The organism is Caulobacter sp. GW821-FHT10C03, assembly GCF_059415485.1.
In genome coordinates this window covers 272,777-292,176 of the sequence record NZ_JBWKNI010000001.1, presented here as the reverse complement: position 1 = coordinate 292,176, position 19,400 = coordinate 272,777, and the positions used below count along the sequence as shown (strand labels likewise).

The 19,400-nt window shown below is 69.2% G+C and carries 13 protein-coding genes; 8 read left to right on the top strand and 5 right to left on the bottom strand.

Features of this window, described 5'->3' with window-relative positions:
* Window positions 1-130: 130 nt before the first annotated feature.
* Window positions 131-709: a DUF998 domain-containing protein gene (locus tag AC07NG_RS01360; RefSeq protein WP_494591830.1), complete on the top strand. Its 579-nt coding sequence runs from the start codon at window positions 131-133 to the stop codon at window positions 707-709.
* Between the two features lie 1,071 nt (window positions 710-1,780).
* Here AC07NG_RS01360 and AC07NG_RS01355 read toward each other — a convergent pair.
* Window positions 1,781-4,603 (bottom strand): TonB-dependent receptor plug domain-containing protein, encoded by a 2,823-nt coding sequence (locus tag AC07NG_RS01355; protein ID WP_492855066.1) that lies wholly within the window; start codon window positions 4,601-4,603, stop codon window positions 1,781-1,783.
* Between the two features lie 470 nt (window positions 4,604-5,073).
* Between AC07NG_RS01355 and AC07NG_RS01350 the strand changes: the two genes are divergently transcribed.
* A complete protein-coding gene (locus AC07NG_RS01350) occupies window positions 5,074-5,601 on the top strand; it encodes a hypothetical protein (RefSeq protein WP_492855067.1) in 528 nt (175 codons plus the stop codon).
* 98 nt (window positions 5,602-5,699) lie between these two features.
* Window positions 5,700-6,110, top strand: a complete 411-nt coding sequence (locus AC07NG_RS01345; protein ID WP_487287698.1) for a TIGR01244 family sulfur transferase — start codon at window positions 5,700-5,702, stop codon at window positions 6,108-6,110.
* 8 nt (window positions 6,111-6,118) lie between these two features.
* Here AC07NG_RS01345 and AC07NG_RS01340 read toward each other — a convergent pair whose 3' ends face one another.
* Window positions 6,119-6,271 carry a hypothetical protein gene (locus AC07NG_RS01340; protein WP_110121857.1) on the bottom strand — a complete coding sequence of 51 codons (153 nt, stop codon included), beginning with the start codon at window positions 6,269-6,271 and terminating at the stop codon, window positions 6,119-6,121.
* 66 nt (window positions 6,272-6,337) lie between these two features.
* Here AC07NG_RS01340 and AC07NG_RS01335 point away from each other — a divergent pair, with 66 nt between their 5' ends.
* Entirely contained in the window at window positions 6,338-7,237 is a 900-nt protein-coding gene (locus AC07NG_RS01335) for an MBL fold metallo-hydrolase (protein ID WP_494591674.1), read from the top strand.
* A gap of 185 nt (window positions 7,238-7,422) precedes the next feature.
* Here the strand turns inward: AC07NG_RS01335 and AC07NG_RS01330 are convergent, their stop codons facing one another.
* Window positions 7,423-9,474, bottom strand: a complete 2,052-nt coding sequence (locus AC07NG_RS01330; protein ID WP_494591672.1) for a TonB-dependent siderophore receptor — start codon at window positions 9,472-9,474, stop codon at window positions 7,423-7,425.
* 51 nt (window positions 9,475-9,525) lie between these two features.
* Here AC07NG_RS01330 and AC07NG_RS01325 point away from each other — a divergent pair, with 51 nt between their 5' ends.
* The 3 genes from AC07NG_RS01325 (at window position 9,526) to AC07NG_RS01315 (ending at window position 12,729) form a co-directional block, all read left to right on the top strand.
* Window positions 9,526-10,698, top strand: coding sequence for an acetyltransferase domain-containing protein (locus tag AC07NG_RS01325; RefSeq protein WP_494591670.1), 1,173 nt, complete (start codon window positions 9,526-9,528; stop codon window positions 10,696-10,698).
* 355 nt (window positions 10,699-11,053) lie between these two features.
* A complete protein-coding gene (locus tag AC07NG_RS01320) occupies window positions 11,054-12,250 on the top strand; it encodes a GAF domain-containing sensor histidine kinase (protein ID WP_494591668.1) in 1,197 nt (398 codons plus the stop codon).
* 14 nt (window positions 12,251-12,264) lie between these two features.
* Window positions 12,265-12,729, top strand: a complete 465-nt coding sequence (locus tag AC07NG_RS01315) for a GNAT family N-acetyltransferase (RefSeq protein ID WP_492855073.1) — start codon at window positions 12,265-12,267, stop codon at window positions 12,727-12,729.
* 36 nt (window positions 12,730-12,765) lie between these two features.
* Here the strand turns inward: AC07NG_RS01315 and AC07NG_RS01310 are convergent, their stop codons facing one another.
* The gene (locus AC07NG_RS01310) at window positions 12,766-14,256 is read right to left on the bottom strand and encodes a GMC oxidoreductase (RefSeq protein ID WP_494591666.1); all 1,491 of its coding nucleotides are present in this window, start codon (window positions 14,254-14,256) and stop codon (window positions 12,766-12,768) included.
* A 184-nt stretch (window positions 14,257-14,440) separates the two neighbouring features.
* A complete protein-coding gene (locus AC07NG_RS01305; protein ID WP_494591664.1) occupies window positions 14,441-17,323 on the bottom strand; it encodes a long-chain-fatty-acid--CoA ligase in 2,883 nt (960 codons plus the stop codon).
* Window positions 17,324-17,604: 281 nt separating this feature from the next.
* Here AC07NG_RS01305 and AC07NG_RS01300 point away from each other — a divergent pair, with 281 nt between their 5' ends.
* Window positions 17,605-19,368: a response regulator gene (locus AC07NG_RS01300; protein WP_494591662.1), complete on the top strand. Its 1,764-nt coding sequence runs from the start codon at window positions 17,605-17,607 to the stop codon at window positions 19,366-19,368.
* Window positions 19,369-19,400: the final 32 nt, after the last annotated feature.

Genomic DNA, 19,400 nt, shown 5'->3' with positions numbered 1-19,400 from the left:
ACCGATCGACCGGAAGACGATTGACCGACGAGACGGACGGGCCGATTTTGCAGGCTCGTCCTTATCAAGAGGGAATCTGGTGGCCAGCACGGGCGCGCTCCTGAAGCTCGGCGTGATCACGCCCGTGGCGATGGTCGCGGACGTGTGGCTGGCCCAGCGGCTGTTTCCCGGCTTCGACCCCGGCGCCCAGTTCATCAGCGAGCTGGGCGGCCCGGCCGCGCCGGCGCCGGTGGTGTTCAACCTCGGCATGATGCTGGCCGGGATCGCGGGGCTGTTCGCCGGGGCCGGCTTCGCCCACGCCCTGGAGAAGGCCGGCGGCCGCCGCCAGGTCTCGGCCTTCGCCGGGCTGTGGGTGGCGCTGACGGGCCTGGGCGCGTTCTTCGCCGGGGCCTTCCACTGGCCCGATCCGATGCACCGCACCTGCGGCGTGGGTCTGGCCATCCAGTTCGCGCCGCTGTTCACCGCCTGGGCCCTGTGGGGCAAGCCGGGCTACCGCCGCCTGGCGCACTTCTCGCTGGGCTGGTTCTTCGGCCTGCTGCTGGTGCTGGCCCTGCTGACCGGGGCCTGGAACATCCGCACCGGAACCGATGTCGGCCTCTGGCAGCGGGGACATGCGTTCCTGGGCCTCCTGTGGCTGGGCATCGCGGCCTGGACGCTGGAACGCGGCTGGCGCACCGCGCCGGCGGAGATGGAAGCGGCGGCGGCTTAGGATCCTTCTCCCCTTGCGGGAGAAGGTGGCGGCCGAAGGCCGTCGGATGAGGGGTTTCTCAGATATCGGACGCTGCCGCCCGGCCTGACCGCTGCACGCGGCTTTGACATTTGAGAGACCCCTCACCCGACCTCCTTCGGAGGCCACCCTCTCCCGCAAGGGGAGAGGGCACGGCTTTTCGGCCTCCCGTGAAAACTCACGAAAGTTGATGGGGAGGCGCGGAGCGGCCGGGCGGAGCCCGGAGACCGTGATGTGTTTTAGCGTTTCGGCTTCGTCAGACCGCTCCGCCGCACCGTAGGCTCGAAGGACCGGGGGCGCGGGTGCTTTTTCAACCCTGGACCCGGTTGTCCCTCGGACGGGCAGGATCAATAGCCCCGCGGTGATCCGGCGGCGCCTCGGCTGATCCTGTTAGGCCGGTTTGAAACGATCCCGGCCCTGTCGACCCGCAAGTCTCGTCACGGAACGGCTGGCGGCCCAATCACGCCTTCTGAGCGATCCTGCAAACCCGCCCTTCCCATGACGCTCCAAGCGGCCCCGCTCGATGCGATCCACAGCCGCTAACTCGGGCCGGTACCAAGAGCCCTCCCCATGGCTGGGATGGGTTGATTATGGGGGTGGTTTTGGCGCGTCTGATAAGTTGGCGTGATAAAGTTGTAAGTCGCTGATCTGGCTGGATTCTTTTGCGAGTTCGCCGGGGATAGAGCTGCGTCTATCCCCGTCAGCCCTACTTCTCCCTTCCCCCTTGATGGGGGAAGGGCCGGGGTTGGGGGTGGTTGCGGCGGTCTGGCTTGAAAAGACCGTGCAGGCGGAACCGCAGCGTCACCCCCATCCCAACCCTTCCCCCATCAAGGGGGAAGGGCTTTGGGGCGGCTTTCAGTTCTGAGAGACCCCTCACCCGACCCTGCTCCGCAGGGCCACCCTCTCCCGCAAGGGGAGAGGGACGCTAGGCCGTGCCGCCCCCTCCCCCGTTGCACGGGGGCGGACAAACAAAAACGGCGGGTCCCGGGGGACCCGCCGTTGATGTCGTCGGTCCCGGCGGTCCGAGGACCGCCGGGGTGAACGCCGGGCTGCTTAGAAGCGCAGCTTGGCGCCCACGAAGTACGAACGACCCAGGATGTCGTAGGTGTTCGGGTCGGTGTTGCCGTCCGGAGCGTTGTCGAACACCGGCGGCTTCTTGTCGCCGAGGTTGCGGACGCCGCCGAAGATCTCGACGTTGTCGTTGACGTTCCAGCGGGCGCTGACGTCGTGGTACCAGTAGGCGTCGACCGTCGTGTAGCCGCCATCCTCGAACTCGGGGATGTTGCCCTGGTTGTCCATCTCACCGATGTAGGTGCCGGTGTAGGCCAGGCGGACCGGGCCGATATCGTAACCAACGCGCAGGCTGGCCTTCCATTCCGGCAGCGAGGCCGAGATGTTGTAGGCGCCGATGGTGCCCTTGTAGTCGATGCCGTCCAGCTCGTAGCTGTCGAGGTAGGTGGTGGTCAGGTCGAACTGGAGCTTGTCGCCCCAGACGCCGCCGGCCCACGGCACGTTCCAGCCGTACGAGACGGCCACGTCGACGCCCTTGGTCTGCAGAGCCGACACGTTGCCGAGCGGCGCGCGGGCCTTCAGGTTGCCGGCCGCGTCGCGGTAGATCAGCGGCAGGTTGATGCCCGAGTCGAAGCAGGCCGACGAGGTCAGGCTGGCCGAGGCGAAGCAGGCCGCCACGATGCCCGAGACACCGCCACGGATCGTGCCGATGTAGTCGTCGATCTTGATGTCGTAGTAGTCGACGGTCAGGCTCAGGCCCGAAACGAAGCTCGGCTGCCACACCACGCCAGCGGTGATGGTTTCCGACTTTTCTTCGGCCAGGCTCGGGTTGCCGTAGAAGAACGACTCCGTCTGGGTGTTCTGGGCGACGAAGTTCCCGGCGACCGGATCATAGCCCAGCTGAGCGGTACAGAAGGCGCGGACCGAAGCGGTCAGGGTGCGCGCGGCGCCCGTGCCCGGGTTCACGGTGGTGCAGGGGTCGAGCACGGCCGGGAAGCCTTGGTCGCCCGACTGGTACAGTTCGAACACCGACGGGGCGCGGCTGGCCTTCTGGAACATGGCCCGCAGCTTGACGTCGTGGATCGGCTTGTACTCGACGCCGACCTTGTAGCTGTAGACGCTGCCGACCGACGAGTAGTCGGAGTAACGGCCGCCCAGTTCCAGGCCCAGGTAGTTGGCGCCGGTCACGTCGGCGACCAGCGGAACCACGGCTTCGACGTAGAGTTCGCCGACGCTCGAGCCGCCGCCGACGGCCTTTTCGGCGTTGAAGCCGAAGATGTCGCCCGAGTTCTTGGCGGCGTCCGGGGTGAACGACAGGGTGTCTTCACGCCATTCGGCGCCGACGGCGACCGAGAAGTCGCCGGCCGGCAGCTTGAACAGCGGGCCGGTGGCGTAGACCGAACCGACGTTGCGTTCGAACACGGTCAGGTCGGAGAAGTTCAGGCGGATGAAGTTGGCCGCGGCCGACGAGATGTTGCCGGCGCCGAACAGGTTCAGCGGGGCGCAGGTCGGGAACAGGGCCAGCGAGGCGGTCGAGCAGCTGGTGGTGCTGGCGCCGGCGCCCGAAGCGATCGCCGCGGCGACCTTCGAACGCGAGACGTCGTTCTGCACGCCGACGCGGAACTCGGTGCGGCCGAAGCTGTAGAAGGCTTCACCGGTCCAGCCCGAACCCAGGTCGGCCTTCAGGCCGAGGTTGATCTGGTAGAGATCCGAGTCGCGGGTTTCGACGCGCGGACCGACTTCGGCCATACGGCGATCGACGAAGATCGGCGCGGTCGGGTTCGGACGGGTCGCGAGGATCGTCGAGAAGGCCGGGTTCACGAAGGCGTTGTTGTACGGCACCTGGATGCCGGTGGCCGGGGTCGGCGCCAGCTGGGCCGAGTTGCGGCTGTCGGCGTAGAAGAGTTCAGCCGAGGCGGTCAGCCATTCGGTGATCTCGTAGTTGCCCAGGGCGGTGATGTTGAAGCGCTCGCCCGGCGAGAGCAGGTTGTTGACCGGCGAGAAGTTGTAGCGGTCGCCAGCCAGGGTGTTCACGAACGGACGCGGGGTGCCGTCGGTGTTGAAGGCGTAGCGACGGTTCAGCGTGCTGGTGGTCGAGCCGCCGAAGGGGTTGGTGCCGATCGCGTTGGCCGCGCCGGTCACGCCCGTGCCCGAACCGCCGGCGTTGGACACCAGGGCCCACGGACGGTCGGCGTTCGGCAGGATCTTGTCGCGGCTGTAGTAGTTGGCGTAGGCGGTGACGTTACCCTTGCCGTCCGGCGTGTTGGCGCCGATCAGGAAGTAGGTGTTGGTGGTCTTGCCGTCGCCGATTTCGCTGATGCCGTACTGGCTGCCGACTTCGACGCCTTCGAAGTCCTTCTTCAGCTGGAAGTTCACGACGCCCGACAGAGCGTCCGAACCGTACACGGCCGAGGCGCCGCCGGTGACGATTTCGACCTTGTCGATCAGCGCCGTCGGGATGTTGTTGAGGTCGACGGTGTTCGAACGCGTCGACGGGTTCATGCGGTGACCGTTGACCAGCACCAGGGTACGCGACGCCCCCACGCCACGCAGGTCGACGGTGGCCGTGCCGTCCGACGGGTTGTTCGAAGCGGCGGTCAGGCCCGGCATCACCTGCGGCAGGCGGTTCAGCACGTCTTCGGTGGTGGTCGAACCGGCGGCCTGGATGGCTTCCGACGTCACGGTCGAGATCGGGCTGTTGGCCACGTAGTCCTGGCGGGCGATGCGCGAACCGGTGACGACGACGGCTTCGATTTCGGTCGAGTCGCTTTCGGGCGCGGTTTGCGCTGACGCCACACCGGCGCTGGCGGCGGCGATCGCGAGGCCGCTGATGATGGTCGTCGTCAGCAGGCGCTTACGCGTCATCTGAATCTTCAATGGAATCCCTCCGAGAACGGGCTGGGCCTGGCGATATCGCCGGTCCGTCGCCCATGTCTTGCAATCCCAGGCTGCCCTCAGCCCGGTTGGAGGGGACGTTAGGAGCGCCCGCTCGGAGCGGTCAATTCCGATTACCGTTATGTAACGTGAAGCATCCTTTCTGTCGCAAATTGAACACACCATTGTCGCCTTAGCGGCAGATCGCCGCGCTTTCGCGCCGCATGGCGTGCTCAAGCTTGCGAGACATGGCCCCAACGAGACGTTTGGGCGGTAAATCTCTCCGCTTTGAAATACCGGTAATATCGAAATATGTTGTCGTGACACACGAAAACGCGGGGCGATGTTTCCTCGGCGGAAGCCGGATCGGCCACCTTTCGGACACATTTCCACCCGCGTGTCTTCCGCGCCACGCTCGGCCGCGCCGGCCCGCGGCTCCCAACCCACGTCGGATCTTCCTCATGCGACTCATCCGCTTGCCGCTCGCGCTTCTCATCCTCGCCTCGGCGCCCGCCGCGCTCGCCGCGCCCGCGCCCGCTCAACCTGGAGCTTTGGGCGCGGTGACGGCCTGCCGGGCGATCCCCGAAGCCGCCGCGCGCCTGGCCTGCTACGACAAGGCGGCCGCAGAACTCGCGGCCGCCGACGCCTCCGGCGAGATCGTGGTGCTGGACCGGCAGAAGGTGGAGAGCGTCAAGCGCGAGGCCTTCGGCTTCAACCTGCCCAAGCTCGACCTGTTCGGCGGCAAGGGCGACCAGGCGCCGACCAGCCTCGACCGCATTGAGGGCGTGGCCAAGCAGGCCTGGCAGAACGGGGCCGGCGGCTGGACGATCGTGCTCGAGGACGGCGCCAAGTGGGACCAGGTCGGCCGCGATCCGGTGCGCCGCGCGCCCAAGGCCGGCTCGAAGATCTCGATCCGCCGGGCCTCGATGGGCAGCTTCTTCCTGAACGTCGACGGCCAGACGGCCATCCGGGCGCGACGGATCGACTAGAGAACAGGCCGACCAGGCTACGAGAAGGACTTGCCCAAGGCGCGCGCGCCGCGCATCTGAAGGGTTCGAGACGTTCCTTCCAGAGGCTTCAAGCGCCCATGACCGACTTCCGCCGCGTCACCGACAGCCTGTCGGTCAGCCCCCAGATCACCGTCGAGGACGTGGCCCGGGCCAAGGCCGAGGGCTTCGCCCTGATCGTCAACAACCGTCCGGACGGCGAGGATCCCAGCCAGCCGACGGGCGCGGAGATCGAGGAAGCGGCCAAGGCCGCGGGCCTTTCCTATGTGCACGTGCCGGTGCGCGGCGGGCCGACCCAGGAGCAGGTGGACGCGGTGCGCGAGGCGGTCGAGGCGGCCGGCGGACCGGTCCTGGCCTTCTGCCGCTCGGGCACCCGCTCGATCGTCACCTGGTCGATCGGCCAGGCGCTGTCGGGCGCGGCCGATCGGGAAACCTTGGTGCGGCAGGGCTATGAGGCCGGCTACGACCTCTCCGGCGTGCTGCCGCACTAGTCAGGGCCTCAGTAGCCGCCCAGCGTGGTGACGCGGGCGGCCATGGGGCTGGGTTCGGGCTCGCACGAGGCCAGCACGAACTGCGCCGCAATGAGACAAAGCACGGCGAAGCACGCGCGCTGGAGCCGTTTTGAGACAAAAATCGCCGCGTCGGCCGCCATGATCCGTACTCCACAGGGTTTACGGTTCGTTAAGCGCAAGACCGGCGCCGCTCAGGATGGGTCGCGATGATCCCCTTCGTCCGAGAGATCGAGTTCGAGTACGGCCGCTGCGACCAGGTCTCGCCGCTGATCCGGCGGGTGATCGCCGACAATCCCGGGCCGTTCACCTACACCGGCACGGGAACCTACATCGTCGGCCGGGGAACCGTGGCGGTGATCGACCCGGGTCCGGACCTGCCCGCGCACCTGGACGCCCTGCTGGCGGCGATCGCGGGCCAGACCGTCAGCCACATCCTGGTGACCCATCACCACGCCGACCACTCTCCCCTCGCCGGCCCGCTGGCGGCGCGGACGGGCGCGCGGATCTGGGGCAAGCCGGCGCCGGCCGTGCTGGTGGCCGAGGAGACGGGCGTGAAGCTCGACGCCGAGGACGACGGCCACTTCCGACCCGACATCGAGATCGCCGACGGCGACGTCTTCGAAGGCCCCGGCTGGACGCTGGAGGCGATCACCACGCCCGGCCACACCTCCAACCACGTCTGCTTTTCGCTGAAGCAAGAGAACGCCCTCTTCAGCGGCGACCACGTCATGGGCTGGTCGACGACGGTGATCACCCCGCCCGACGGCGACATGGGCGACTATTTCGCCAGCCTGGCCAAGATCCAGGCGCGGGGCTTTGAGACCCTGTGGCCGACCCACGGCTCGCCGGTGCGCGAGGTCGCCCCGTTCCTGCAGGCCTATGTCGACCACCGCCGGGCGCGGGAAGCGCAGGTGCTCGGCGTGCTGGCGAACGGTCCGGCGCGGATACGGCAGATGGTGCCGGTGCTCTACGCGGCCGTGGACCCCAGGCTGCACCCGGCGGCGGCCCTGTCGATGCTGGCGCACCTGATCCAGTTGGTGCGCGAGGGGCGGGTCGTGTGCGACGGCGCGCCGGGGCTGGAGAGTGAGTATCGGCTGGCGGGGTAGCGCCGTCGCTCCCCATCGTCGTCATCCCGGCCGGAGCGCGAAGCGCGCAGAGCCGGGACCCAGGGGCCGCCGCAGAGCGTCGGCAACCTCCAGAAGCGCGAACCTTTGCGCCGCGCCCAGTCCCCCTGGGTCCCGGATAAGCGCTACGCGCTTTCCGGGATGACGAGCTTTTGGGGAGCGCGGATTTACAGCCGCGCCCTCATCGTCGCCCGTAACGTCCGTGGCGCGCCGGGGAAGATCCAGACGGGGCTGTAGGAGCTCTGGGCGTAGTGCTCGTCCAGCAGGTTGTCGACCTCCAGCCGGGCGTCGAGCTTGGGCGTGATGGCGTACTCCACCGCCGCCTTGGCCTTCCAGTAGGACGGCAGGATCAGGCCAGAGCCGTCCAGCGCCCCGGCCCGGTCGCCGACGTAGGATGCGCCGACCGTCAGCGACCACTTGTCGAACCGGCCGACGGCGAAGGCGCCGCCCGAATGCTCGGGCACGTTCAGCACCGCGTCGGTGGCGAAGGCCACGTCGTCGGCGACCGCGTCGGTCCAGCTGTAGTTGACGACGACACGCCAGGCCGAGGTGACCTCGAACGAGCCGTCCAGCTCGACGCCCCGGCTGGTCAGCTTGCCGACCGGAGCCAGGAAGCTGGCGTCGATGGGGTCGTTGGCCAGGATGTTGCGCTTTTCGATGTCGAACACCGAGACCGCCACATCGACGCCTGGCCAGGCGCCGGCGAGGCCCAGCTCCCAGCCCTTGCCCTTCTCGGGCGCGAAGCCCTCGCCGGTGCGGCCCGTGCCGGAGTTGAGCAGGAACGAGCGACCGTAGCTGGCGTGGGCGGTCAGGGCGTCGGTCAGGCGGTAGCGGGCGCCGAAGCGGTAGTCGACCGGCGAGCCCTCGCCCCGGCCGACCGCGCCGGTGCGGTTGTTGCGGATGGTCTGGCGATAGCGATCGACCCGCGCGCCGGCGAAGATCCCCAGGCGGTCGGAGACCTGCCACAGGTCCTGGGCGTAGAGGGTCGCCACGCGCCGGGTCTCGCGGTTGTCGGTGAACGGCAGCAGCGACAGGGCCGTCCCGCCATAGACCGGCGTATCGATCGAGATCGCGTAGGGCGCGGCGGCGTTGGGATTCCGGCGCAGCAGGCCTTCATGGTAGTCGAGGGTGTAGCCCTTCACGCCGATGTTCAGGTGATGGGCGCCGAGGCGACCGTCGAGTTCGAAGCGGCCCGACAGGTCCTCGACGCTGTAGTCGCGCTGGCGGCGCTGGCGCCACAGCTCGCGGCCGACCAGCCGCGACTGGTCGCTGGAGAAGCCCTTCATGTCGCCGGTGCGGTAGGCCGCGCCCGCCGTCAGCCGCCAGTCGGGCGAGAGTTCATATTCGCCGGTGACCTGATGACGCTCGTTGCGGAAGCGGGTCGTCCCGTCGCCCGGCTCGCCGAAGAAACGCGAGCGCGGGATGGCCAGGGCGTCGCCGTTCACGGCCGGCACGCCGCGATCGAAGGGCGCGTCGAAGACAGTGAACTCGCCGACATAGGTCAGGCGCAGGGCGTCGGTCGGCCGCCAGGTCAGGGAGGGAGCGACGGCGCGGCGGTGCAGGTCGACATGGTCGCGCCAGCCGTCGCTGTGCTCGTCGGCGACGACCAGGCGGGCGGCGATGGTGTCGCTGAGCGGGCCGGTGAGATCCAGCTCGGCCCGGCGCAGGCCGTAGGAGCCGACGGTGGCCGCCACGCTGCCGCCCATCGTGAACTGCGGGGTCTTGGAGACGATGTTGACGCGGCCGGCCGGATCGATGTCGCCGAACAGGGCGCCGGCCGGGCCTTTGAGGATCTCGATCCGCTCGGCCGTCGCCGGATCGCGGGGCGGCGCGAGGCCCCGGTTGGCCAGGAAGCCGTCGACATAATATTCGGCCCCGCCGTCGGGCGTGCCGAGGAAGCCGCGAATGGCGAAGTTGTCGAGGAAGCCGCCGCGATTGTTCTGCTGGCTGACGCCGCTGGTCAGCTCCAGGGCGTCGGCCAGCCGGCCCGCGCCGACGGCGTCGAGCAGGTCGCGCTCGACCGAGCGGCTGGAGGGCGAGGTGGCCTGGGTGATCTCGCCCGCACCGAGGGTGGCGTCGCGGGCCGCGCCGCGCCGGCCCAGGATGACGATCTCGCCCACGGCATGGGGTTCGGCCTCCACGGCCTCGGTCGCCGGCGAGGGTTCGGCAGCCGAAAGGGCCAGCAGGCACGCGCTGACGCAACTCCACGACAGGGGCAAGATGCAACTCCATTTGTAATGTTATTACATATCAGCTATGCCGCAGACACGATGCTGTCAACTGCCCCCTCCCCCATCGCCTCCTACGGCCGGATCGTCGCCATCGACGCCCTGCGAGGGCTGGTCATGCTGCTGATGATGGTCGACCACGTGCGGGAGTTCTTCTTCATCCACGCCCAGGTTTCCGACCCGATGGACGTGGACGCGACGCAGCCCTCGCTGTTCTTCACGCGGCTTTCCGCCCACCTGTGCGCGCCGGTGTTCGTGGCCCTGACGGGCCTGGCCGCCTGGCTCTACGGTCGCAAACAGGGCGGCGAGAATCCGCGCGCCATCGCCAGGGCGGCCAGCGGCTTCCTGTTCAAGCGCGGCCTGTTCCTGGTGTTCCTGGAACTGACCTTCGTCAGCTTCGCCTGGACCTTCGACCTGACGCCGAAGACCTATTACCTGCAGGTGATCTGGGCGATCGGCCTGTCGATGATCGCCCTGGCCGCGCTGGTGCATCTACCGCGCGCGGCGATCGCGGTCGTCGGCCTGGTCATCGTGCTGGGCCACAACCTGCTCGACCCGATCAGCATCGCGCCGGGCCAGGCGGGCCACGCGCTGTGGGCCATACTGCACGATCGCGGCTTCATCGACCTGCCGTGGGGCGCGCGGGCCCGGACCTCGTACCCGCTGCTGCCGTGGATCGGCGTGGCGGCGCTGGGCTACGCCATCGGTCCGTGGTTCGCAGCGACCTGGCGCGACCGCCGCAACCGCCTGCTGCTGACGGGCGTCGGCGCCCTCACCTTGCTTCTGCTGCTGCGCAATCTGAACGGCTATGGCGAGACGCCGTGGGTTCACGGCCCCGACGCCGTGCGTACGGCGATGAGCTGGCTGAACTTCACCAAGTACCCGCCGTCGGCCGACTTCCTGCTGCTGACCCTGGGAGTCGGGGCCCTGCTGCTGGCCGGGCTCGAGAAGGTCCCGTCCCGGCTGCTCGGCCCCCTGGCGGTGCTGGGGAGCGCGCCGTTGTTCTTCTACCTGATCCACCTCTACGGCCTGCACCTGCTGCAGCTGGCGGCGGTCGCGACCCTGGGCCCAAACCAGGGCGAGGTCTGGAGCCTGCCCGGCGTCTGGGCGATCTGGCTGACGGCGGGGGTCGTGGCGATCCCGTGCTGGTGGGCCTGCCGCTGGTTCGGCCCGGTGAAGCGCGCCAGCCGGCAGCCGTGGATGAAGTATCTCTGAGCGTCCCTCTCTCTTTGAGAGAGGGAGGGGCCCACGCCGAAGGCGTGGGAGGGTGAGAGGTTACACTCTCACCGGATAAGGCGCGGCAGTTCGGCGTCGGTCGCGGCCACAGATCCGGATATTCGAAGAGCCACGCTTGGCGACGATGTTGCAAGCCTCCAGGCTGCTTGGCCCCTCTGAGGTTCCCCTGGCTGGCGGTGAAACCTCTCACCCTCCCACCGCTTCGCGGCGGGCCCCTCCCTCTCTCTTTGAGAGAGGGGTCACGGGAGACGCCCCCCTCGACAGACCCTCGCCTCCTAGGCGAAATACGCCGCGCGGCGTTCCTCCCGCGCCGAGGCGGTCAGCGTAAGAGTTCATGTTCACCAGCGACGAGAACGCCCGGCTGGCGGCGCTGCACGAATACGGCCTGGTCGACACCCCGCCGGAGGCCGCGTTCGACCGCATCACCGCCCTGGCGGCCGAGCTGTTCGACATGCCGATCGCGGCCATCACCCTGATCGACGCCGACCGGCAGTGGATCAAGTCGATCGTCGGGCTGGAGCCCGGGGGCACGCCGCGCGAGGACGCCTTCTGCCACTACACGATCCAGTCGGACGAGGTGACCGAGGTGCTCGATCCCGAGCACGACGAGCGGTTCAGCAGCAATCCCTTCGTCACCGACGACCCGAATATCCGCTTCTACGCCGGCGCGCCGCTGCGCCTGCCCAGCGGCCATCGCCTGGGGGCGCTGTGCCTGATCGACCGCAAGGCGCGCCCGCCGCTGTCGGCCGAGGAAAAGCGCCGGCTGGAGGCCTTGGCCCAGATCGTCGTCACCGAGATGGACCTGCGGCTGCTGGCCGCGCGCAGCGAACTCCTGACCCGCCAGGCCCAGGCGGCGACCGAGGCCAAGAGCGAATTCCTGGCCAACATGACCCACGAGCTGCGCACGCCGCTGACCAGCGTGATCGGCTTCAACGGCCTGCTGGCCGCCTCGCCCAACCTGCCCGACAAGGAGCGGATGCTGGCGACCAAGGCCAAGGGCGCGGGCGAGAAGCTGCTGACCATCGTCAACGACGTGCTGGACCTGGCTCGCCTGGAAGCCGGGGCGAGCGATCTGGCCGACGCGCCGATCGACATCGATCAGATCGCGCGCTCGGCCGTCGAGCTGTTCGCCGAACGGGCGCAGGACAAGGGCGTGGCCCTGACGCTGGAGATCGGCTCCGGCCTGCCGGTGGTGCGCGGCGACGCCGCCCGCCTGCGGCAGATCCTGGTCAACCTGCTGGGCAACGCCCTGAAGTTCACGCAAGGCGGCGAGGTCTCGCTGCGGGTCTCCGCCCGGGACGGCGATCTCGCCCTGGCGGTCGGCGACACCGGCGTCGGCATCCCCGCCGACCAGCTGGACCGCATCTTCGAGCGCTTCGAGCAGGTGGCCGGCACGGCCCAGCAGTTCGGCGGCACGGGCCTGGGCCTGGCCATCTCGCGCCGCCTGGCCCGCCAGATGGGCGGCGAGATCACGGTGGAGAGCCGGCCGGGCGAGGGCTCGGTGTTCACGGTGACCCTGCCGGGGGCCTGAAGGATCACGACGACATGCACATCCGCGACGCCGACCTGACCGACGAGCGCACGCAGAACCTGCTGCGGCTGCATCTGGCCGGCATGCACGCCAGCTCGCCGCCAGGGCACGTCTTCGCGCTCGACCTGTCGGGCCTGCAGGCGCCGGGCGTGGCAGTGTGGAGCGCCTGGGAGGGCGAGGCGATCCTGGGGATCGGCGCCTTGAAGCGGCTGGACGCGGCGACCGGCGAGGTGAAGTCGATGCGCACCCACCCCGACCATCTGCGCAAGGGCGTGGGCGCGGCCCTGCTCGAGCGCGTGATCGACGAGGCGCGCGCCCTGGGCCTGGGCCGCCTGAGCCTGGAGACTGGCAGTGGCCCCGCGTTCGACGCGGCCCTGACCCTTTATCGCCGGCGCGGCTTCGTCGACGGCGGGGCCTTCGGCGACTACGTGGCCAGCGACTTCAACCAGTTCCTGCATCTGGAGCTGCCGCGAGGCTGAAGCCCCCTCCCCCGGGCGGCGACGCAAAGGCCCCGTTCAGGCGTCTTCAAGCTCGGCGGTCCGCAGCGGACGGGCGCGGCCCAGGCGCTCGCCCAGGTGCTCGGCCAGGCGGACCGACAGGGCCACGATGCTGAGGGTCGGGTTGGAGATGCCGCCCTGCGGGAACACCGACGAGCCGGCGACATAGAGGTTGTCGAGCCCGTGGACCCGAAGGTCGGCGTCGACCGCGCCCTTGGCCGGGTCGGCCGACATCCGCGTCGTGCCGATGTGGTGGCCGTTGACGATCAGCTGGCTCTTCAGGTCTTCCCACGACGGATAGTAGAACTGGCCGCCGAGCGCGCCGATCGCCTGCTGGAACAGCAGCGTCGAGGTCTCGTAGGTGTGCTGGTCGCCGGGGCCCACCTCCCAGCGGATCCTGGTCTGCGGCTGGCCGAACACCGGATCGACCGTGTCGGCCAGGGTGATCCGGCTCTCCTCGTTGGGCCGCATCTCGAAATAGTACGAGGAGGTGTAGGGGCGGAACCAGCAGCTGCCGATGCCGTACTGGCGCTGGATGTCGGCGCTGGGCGAGAACCGGCCCTGGACGGTGACGCCGTTGTCGTCGGTCCAGGTTCCGGTCGGGGTCTGGCCCTTGATCAGGCGCATCGCGGCCGGACTGATGAAGTTTCCGCTGACGCTCAGGGCCGAGCCGCCGCTGAGCGGATGGCACTGGAAGTAGCGGCCGACCTGGTCGTTGCCGGCTTCCGACAGCAGGAGCTGGCGGGCGTTCTCGACCGCGCCGCAGGCCAGCACGTAGACGTCGGCCGTGATCGTGAACTCGGTCGCCTTGGCCGGCGGAAAGCTGGTGTCCAGCGAGGCGACCCGCAGGCCCTGCACGACGCCGCCGGCGTGCTGAATCTCCAGCAGGGTGGCGTTGACGATGATCTCGGCGATGGCCTCGGCGGCCGTGACGCCGTCGAAGGTGCGGGTGGCGAAGTTCGTGTAGGCCCCGCCCATGAACTGGTACATCTCGGTGTCGAAGCCGGCGATGTCGGGGACCTCGGCGCTCAGCACCCCGGCCCAGTAGTCGGCGCTGAAGTCGTCGCCGTGGAGCACGCAGAGCTTCGCCGCCTGGGCGTAGTAGGGGATGAGGTCTTCATAGGTGATCGGCCAGCCCGGAAAGCCCGGCCGGGCCTCGAAGGTGATCGGATCCAGCGGCCGGGTCTGGCCGCCCCAATGGGTGGAGGTGCCGCCGTAGACGCGCTCGCGCTCCCAGCCGCGGGCCGACTGGCCGGCATAGGGCTGGATCAGGAAGTCCGGCTCGTTGGTCGTGAACAGCCCCTCGACCTGGCCGGCGTAGAGCAGGTTCTTCTCGGCCCAGCTTTCCTGGTAGTAGCGCGGGTTGCGGCCGCCCTCGATCAGCACGACCTTGTAGCCGGCCTTCTGCAGCAGCAGGGCCGCCGTGATCCCCGCCGGCCCCGAGCCGACGATGCATACCTGGGTGGCGATGACGCCGCCGTCGCCGATGTCCCTGCCGTCCAAGATCATGGGAGCCTCCCGATCGCTCCCAGGCAGAATGGGCCAAATTGCTCCCATTGGTTGTATAAATAGTCACAAGCCCTCCCCCTTGATGGGGGAGGTTTGGGTGGGGGTGGCGACGGCGTTTGCAGCTGAACCGCCGCGTCACCGCCATCCCCGGCCCTTCCCCCATCAAGGGGGGAAGGGAGAACCGTCAGCCCTTGATCGCCTTCAGCACGCCGCTCACGCGGCCGCAGTTACGGCCGAGGTCGCCGCCGGCGTCGCGGGCGAGGGAGCGGACGTCGACGCGGGCCCCGGCGCTGTCGGGGCGGACGCGGACGACGAGGTCGTCCTTCATGCCGTACCAGAAGCTGGCGCCGGCGGCTTCGATGCGGCCGTCGTTGGGATCGTCGGTGACCAGCTTGAGGCCCTTGGCCTGGACGGCGGCCTTGGCGGCCTCGTAGGCGTCGGCCGGCGTGCGGTCGAGCACCAGGGTCTTGGCGGCCGGACAGGTCTCGGCGTTGACCTCGGCGACGCGACGGCCGGCGAACAGTTCGGAGCCGACCGGCAGGCTGGGATCGTCGAGCACCGGGGCGGCGGCCTCCCCGCGCGCGGCCAGCACGGCCTCGGAGAAGCCCAGCGGAGCCTTCCAGTCGGTGGCGACGTCGCCGACGGGGGCGGCGCGGCCGCCGACGCCGGTGGCCAGGAACAGCACGCCGAGGGTGGCGATGGTGATGGCCAGGGCCAGCAGGGCCCGCTTCCAGTGGCGCTGGATGCCGCCGATCATCGCCACGACGACGCCCAGCGCCCCCGTGCCGAGGCTCAGCCAGGCGACCAGCGGCGCCAGATCGCGGGTCATCAGGTCATAGGCGATCGCCTTGTCCAGCAGGCCAAAGCGCGCGCCCAGCGCCCCGACCACGATCAGCGCGGCCGGGACCAGGGCGATGACCACCGCCCCGATCAGGATCGGCGCGGCCCAGCCGCCCTTCCCGCCCGTTTCGGTCTTGGCGGCCTTCGCGGTCTTCGCCTTGCGGCCCTTGGACGGCTGGATCGGCATGGCCAGCGGCGCCTCTTCGGCCACGAACACCGGCGGGGCGTCGAAGGCCGTCTCGGGCGTCGGCTCCAGCGGCTTGGTCTCGGCCTCAAGCAGCGGTTCGTGCGGGAAGACGTCTTCCGGCGCGGGCGGTTCGGCAGGTTCGGCCACTGGGGCGACGTGCGCGACCGGGGTCGGCTCGGGATCGGGCAGCGAGGCGGCCAGGGCCTCGGCGCTGATCGGCTCGGCTTCGGCCTGGGCGGCCAGCACCTCCGGTTCGTGGACGGGCTCGACGGCCTCAACGGCTTCTGGCGCCACGTCTTCCGGCGTTTCGACCGGATCGGGCGCGTAGAGCACCGGCGCGCCGGCGCCGTCGGCAGCGGCCAGGGTGGCGGTCCCGGCCGCGGCGGCGGCGATGGTCGGCAGGACGTAGTCCTTCATCCGCTGGCGGATGACCTTCTTGTCGATCTTGCCGGTGGCGCCCAGCGGGATCTCGTCGACGAAGACGACGTCGTCGGGCATCCACCACTTGGCGATCTTGCCCTGCAGGAAGTCGAGGAACTCCTCCTTGGTGGCGGTCTCGCCCTCCTTCAGCTTGACCAGCAGGATCGGCCGCTCGTCCCACTTGGGATGCGGTACGCCGATCACGGCGGCCAGGGCGGCCTTGGGATGGCCGACGGCGATGTTCTCGATCTCGATCGTGCTGATCCACTCGCCGCCGGACTTCACGACGTCCTTGGCGCGGTCGGTGATCTGCATGAAGCCCATCTCGTCGATGGTCGCCACGTCGCCGGTGTCGAAGAAGCCGTCGGCGTCGAGGATCTTGCCGCCGGCGCCCCGGAAGTATTCGGCGGCGATGATCGGGCCGCGGATCTTCAGGTGACCGAAGGCCTTGCCGTCGTGCGGCAGGGCGTTCCCGTCGTCGTCGGTCAGCTTCAGTTCCACGCCCATCGGCGGGCGGCCCTGCTTGAGGCGATAGGGCATCTGCTGGTCGTAGGGCAGCTTTTCCAGCGCGTCGGTCATGGTCGACAGCGTGCCGACCGGCGAGGTCTCGGTCATGCCCCAGGCGTGGACCACCTCGACGCCGTACTTCTCGTGGAAGGCGCGGATGATGGTCTCGGGACAGGCCGCCCCGCCGATCACCACCTTCTTCAGGGTCGAGATCGTGCCGTTGGTGCTTTCCAGGTGCTGCAGCAGCATCTGCCAGACGGTGGGCACGGCGGCCGAGAAGGTGACGCCCTCGGTCTCGAGCAGTTCGTGGATCGCCGCCCCGTCCATGCGCGCGCCCGGCATGACGATCTTGGCGCCGGTGGCCGGGGCCGAGAACGCCACGCCCCAGGCGTTGGCGTGGAACATCGGCACCACCGGCAGGATCACGTCGCGCTGCGACAGGCCCATGACATCGGGCTGCATGGTGATGAAGGTGTGCAGGAAGTTCGAGCGGTGCGAGTACATCACCCCCTTGGGGTCGCCCGTCGTGCCCGAGGTGTAGCAGAGGCCGGCGGCCGTGCCCTCGTCGAACCCGCCCCAGACGCAGTCGGCCGACTGCTCGGCGACCAGGTCCTCGTAGCAGAGCAGACCCTTGAAGTGCGGGGCCTCGCCGGCCAGGCGGAAGTCGGCCGGCATGTGGTCGCGGTCGGTGAACACCACCACGTGCTCGACATTGGGCAGGCGGGGAATGATCCCGGCGATGATCGGCAGGAAGGTCAGGTCGGTGAAGATCACCTTGTCGCCGCCGTGGTCGGCGATCCAGGCGATCTGCTCGGGGAAGAGACGCGGGTTCAGGGTATGGCACACCGCGCCGATACCCATGATCCCGTACCAGGTCTCGATATGGCGGGCGGTGTTCCAGGCCAGGGTGCCGACCCGGTCGCCGGGCGTGATCCCCAGCGACAGCAGCAGGTTCGACACCCGCTTGGCGCGGTTGTGGATCTCGGCGTAGGTCGTGCGGACGATGGGCCCTTCGACCGACCGGGTGACCACCTCGCGGCCGCCGTGCCACTGGGCGGCGTGGTCGATGATCTTGTCGAGCGTCAGAGCGCCATGCTGCATCAAACCTTGCATCGAAACCGCTCTCCCGCGTCCTTATCATTGTTTAGAAGACGCTAGCGGGCGCCGCCGCCCCGCGCAACGCATGGCGCGCCCTGAGCGAAACCTTGGGCGAGCCCCCGGTTCTCCCAAGCGGCGAGCGGACTTTGCGCCCGTCTGCACGCAAGTGTAGAGTTATACCTTCACCACACGGCCGCGCTGATCGGCCGCACCGCCCGTTCACTCCCAGAACGCCGTTTTGCGGCTAGCTTCAGCGGGACTGTTTTTGACCCGCGTAAGAAACGGGAGCGCAAGCCTTGAGATGGCTCGACGCGCTAGGCGCAGACGAACGGCTGGATGAAGTCGCGGCGGACACCCACCGCCTGATGACCGTGCGCGTCGTCTCGGCGGCCGTGGTCGCCCTGGTGGTCGGCGCGGCCCTGGGGCCGGTCATGGCGGTGACCTGGTTCGCCTGCCTCACCGCCTGCGAGGCGCTGGCCTGGACGGTGACCCGCCGCTTCAAGCCCGACATGCCGACCACCGACCGGCTGCGCGCGGCCTTCGTGCTGGCCTCGATCCCGATCAACGTGGTGTGGACCTGGCTGGCGGTCTCGCTGTGGCTGTTCCCGGACGCCGACCTGCGCATCGCCGCGCTCGGGGTGTGCGTGGGCGGCATCATCTTCACCCAGAACTTCCGCCATCAGCCGCTGAGCCTGCTGGTGATCACCGCCGCCCCGCCCCTGGCCAGCCTGGTGATCTTCCCGTTCTTCCTGCATGCCCCGCACGGGGTGGGCCATCCGACCAACAAGTGGGCGCTGGTCATGGTGGTGGCCACCACCATCAACGCCATGCTGCTGAACCGCGCGGCGGCCCGCCGGATGGACGCCCTGACCCGCGGCCTGCGGCAGGAGAAGGAGCGCGCCCTGGCCGCCTCGCAGGTCAAGTCGGTGTTCGTGGCGACCATGAGCCACGAGATGCGCACGCCGATGAACGGCCTGCTGGGCCTGGCCCACGCCCTGAAGGGCACCGATCTAGACGAGCGCCAGCGCGACTATGTCGACCTGATGCTGCAGTCGGGCGACAGCCTGATGCAGCTGCTGACCGACGTGCTCGACATCGCCCGCCTCGACGCCGGCGAGACCGAGCTGACGCCCTGCGACTTCGACCTGCACGACCTGGTCCACGCCGTGGCCGACGCCTGGACCGACATGGCCATGGCCCGCGGCCTGACGGTGGACGTGCGCATCGATCCGTCGACGCCGCAGCGCCTGCACGCCGACGCGGCGCGGATCCGCCAGGTGCTGGGCGGGCTGATGTCCAACGCCCTGAAGTTCACGCGGCTGGGCGGGGTGACGATCGAGATTTCGAGCCAGGGCGACGCGCCGGACGGTCTGGAGACCGTGGCCGTGCGGATCACCGACACCGGCCCGGGCATTGATCCGGCCTATGCGGAAAGGATCTTCGAGAGCTTCACCCAGGCTGACGAAACCATCTCGCGCGCCCATGGCGGCATGGGGCTGGGCCTGACCATCGCCCGGGCCCTGGCCCGGCGGATGGGCGGCGACCTGAGCCTCGAGCCCGCCCAGCGCGGGGCGCGGTTCCTGTTCATGATCCGCGCGCCCCAGCCGGCGCCCCCGCCCCTGCCGGCCGCCGCCCCCGAAACGGCCAACGAGGACGACGAGGTCGTGCCCCGCGTGCTGATGGCCGAGGACAATCCGATGAACCAGATGGTCGTGCGGCTGATGCTGGAGGCCGCCGGCGTCGACCTGACGGTGGTCGAGGACGGCCGCCAGGCCCTGGACGCCCTGCGCGCCTCGCACTTCGACTGCGTGCTGATGGACATCAACATGCCGGTGATGGACGGAGTCACGGCCCTGTCGGAAATCCGCTCCGGCGCCGCCGGCCCCGCCGACACCCCGGTGATCGCGCTTACCGCCTCGGCCATGACCGGCGACCGCGAACGGTTCCTGAAGCTGGGCTTCGACGAGCACCTGGGCAAGCCGGTCAAGCCGATGGACCTGATCGCGGCCATCGTTGCGACCCTGGACCGGACGCCCCCGCCGCAGGCGGCGGTGGGGTAGTTTTGAGGGTCCTTCTCCCCTTGCGGGAGAAG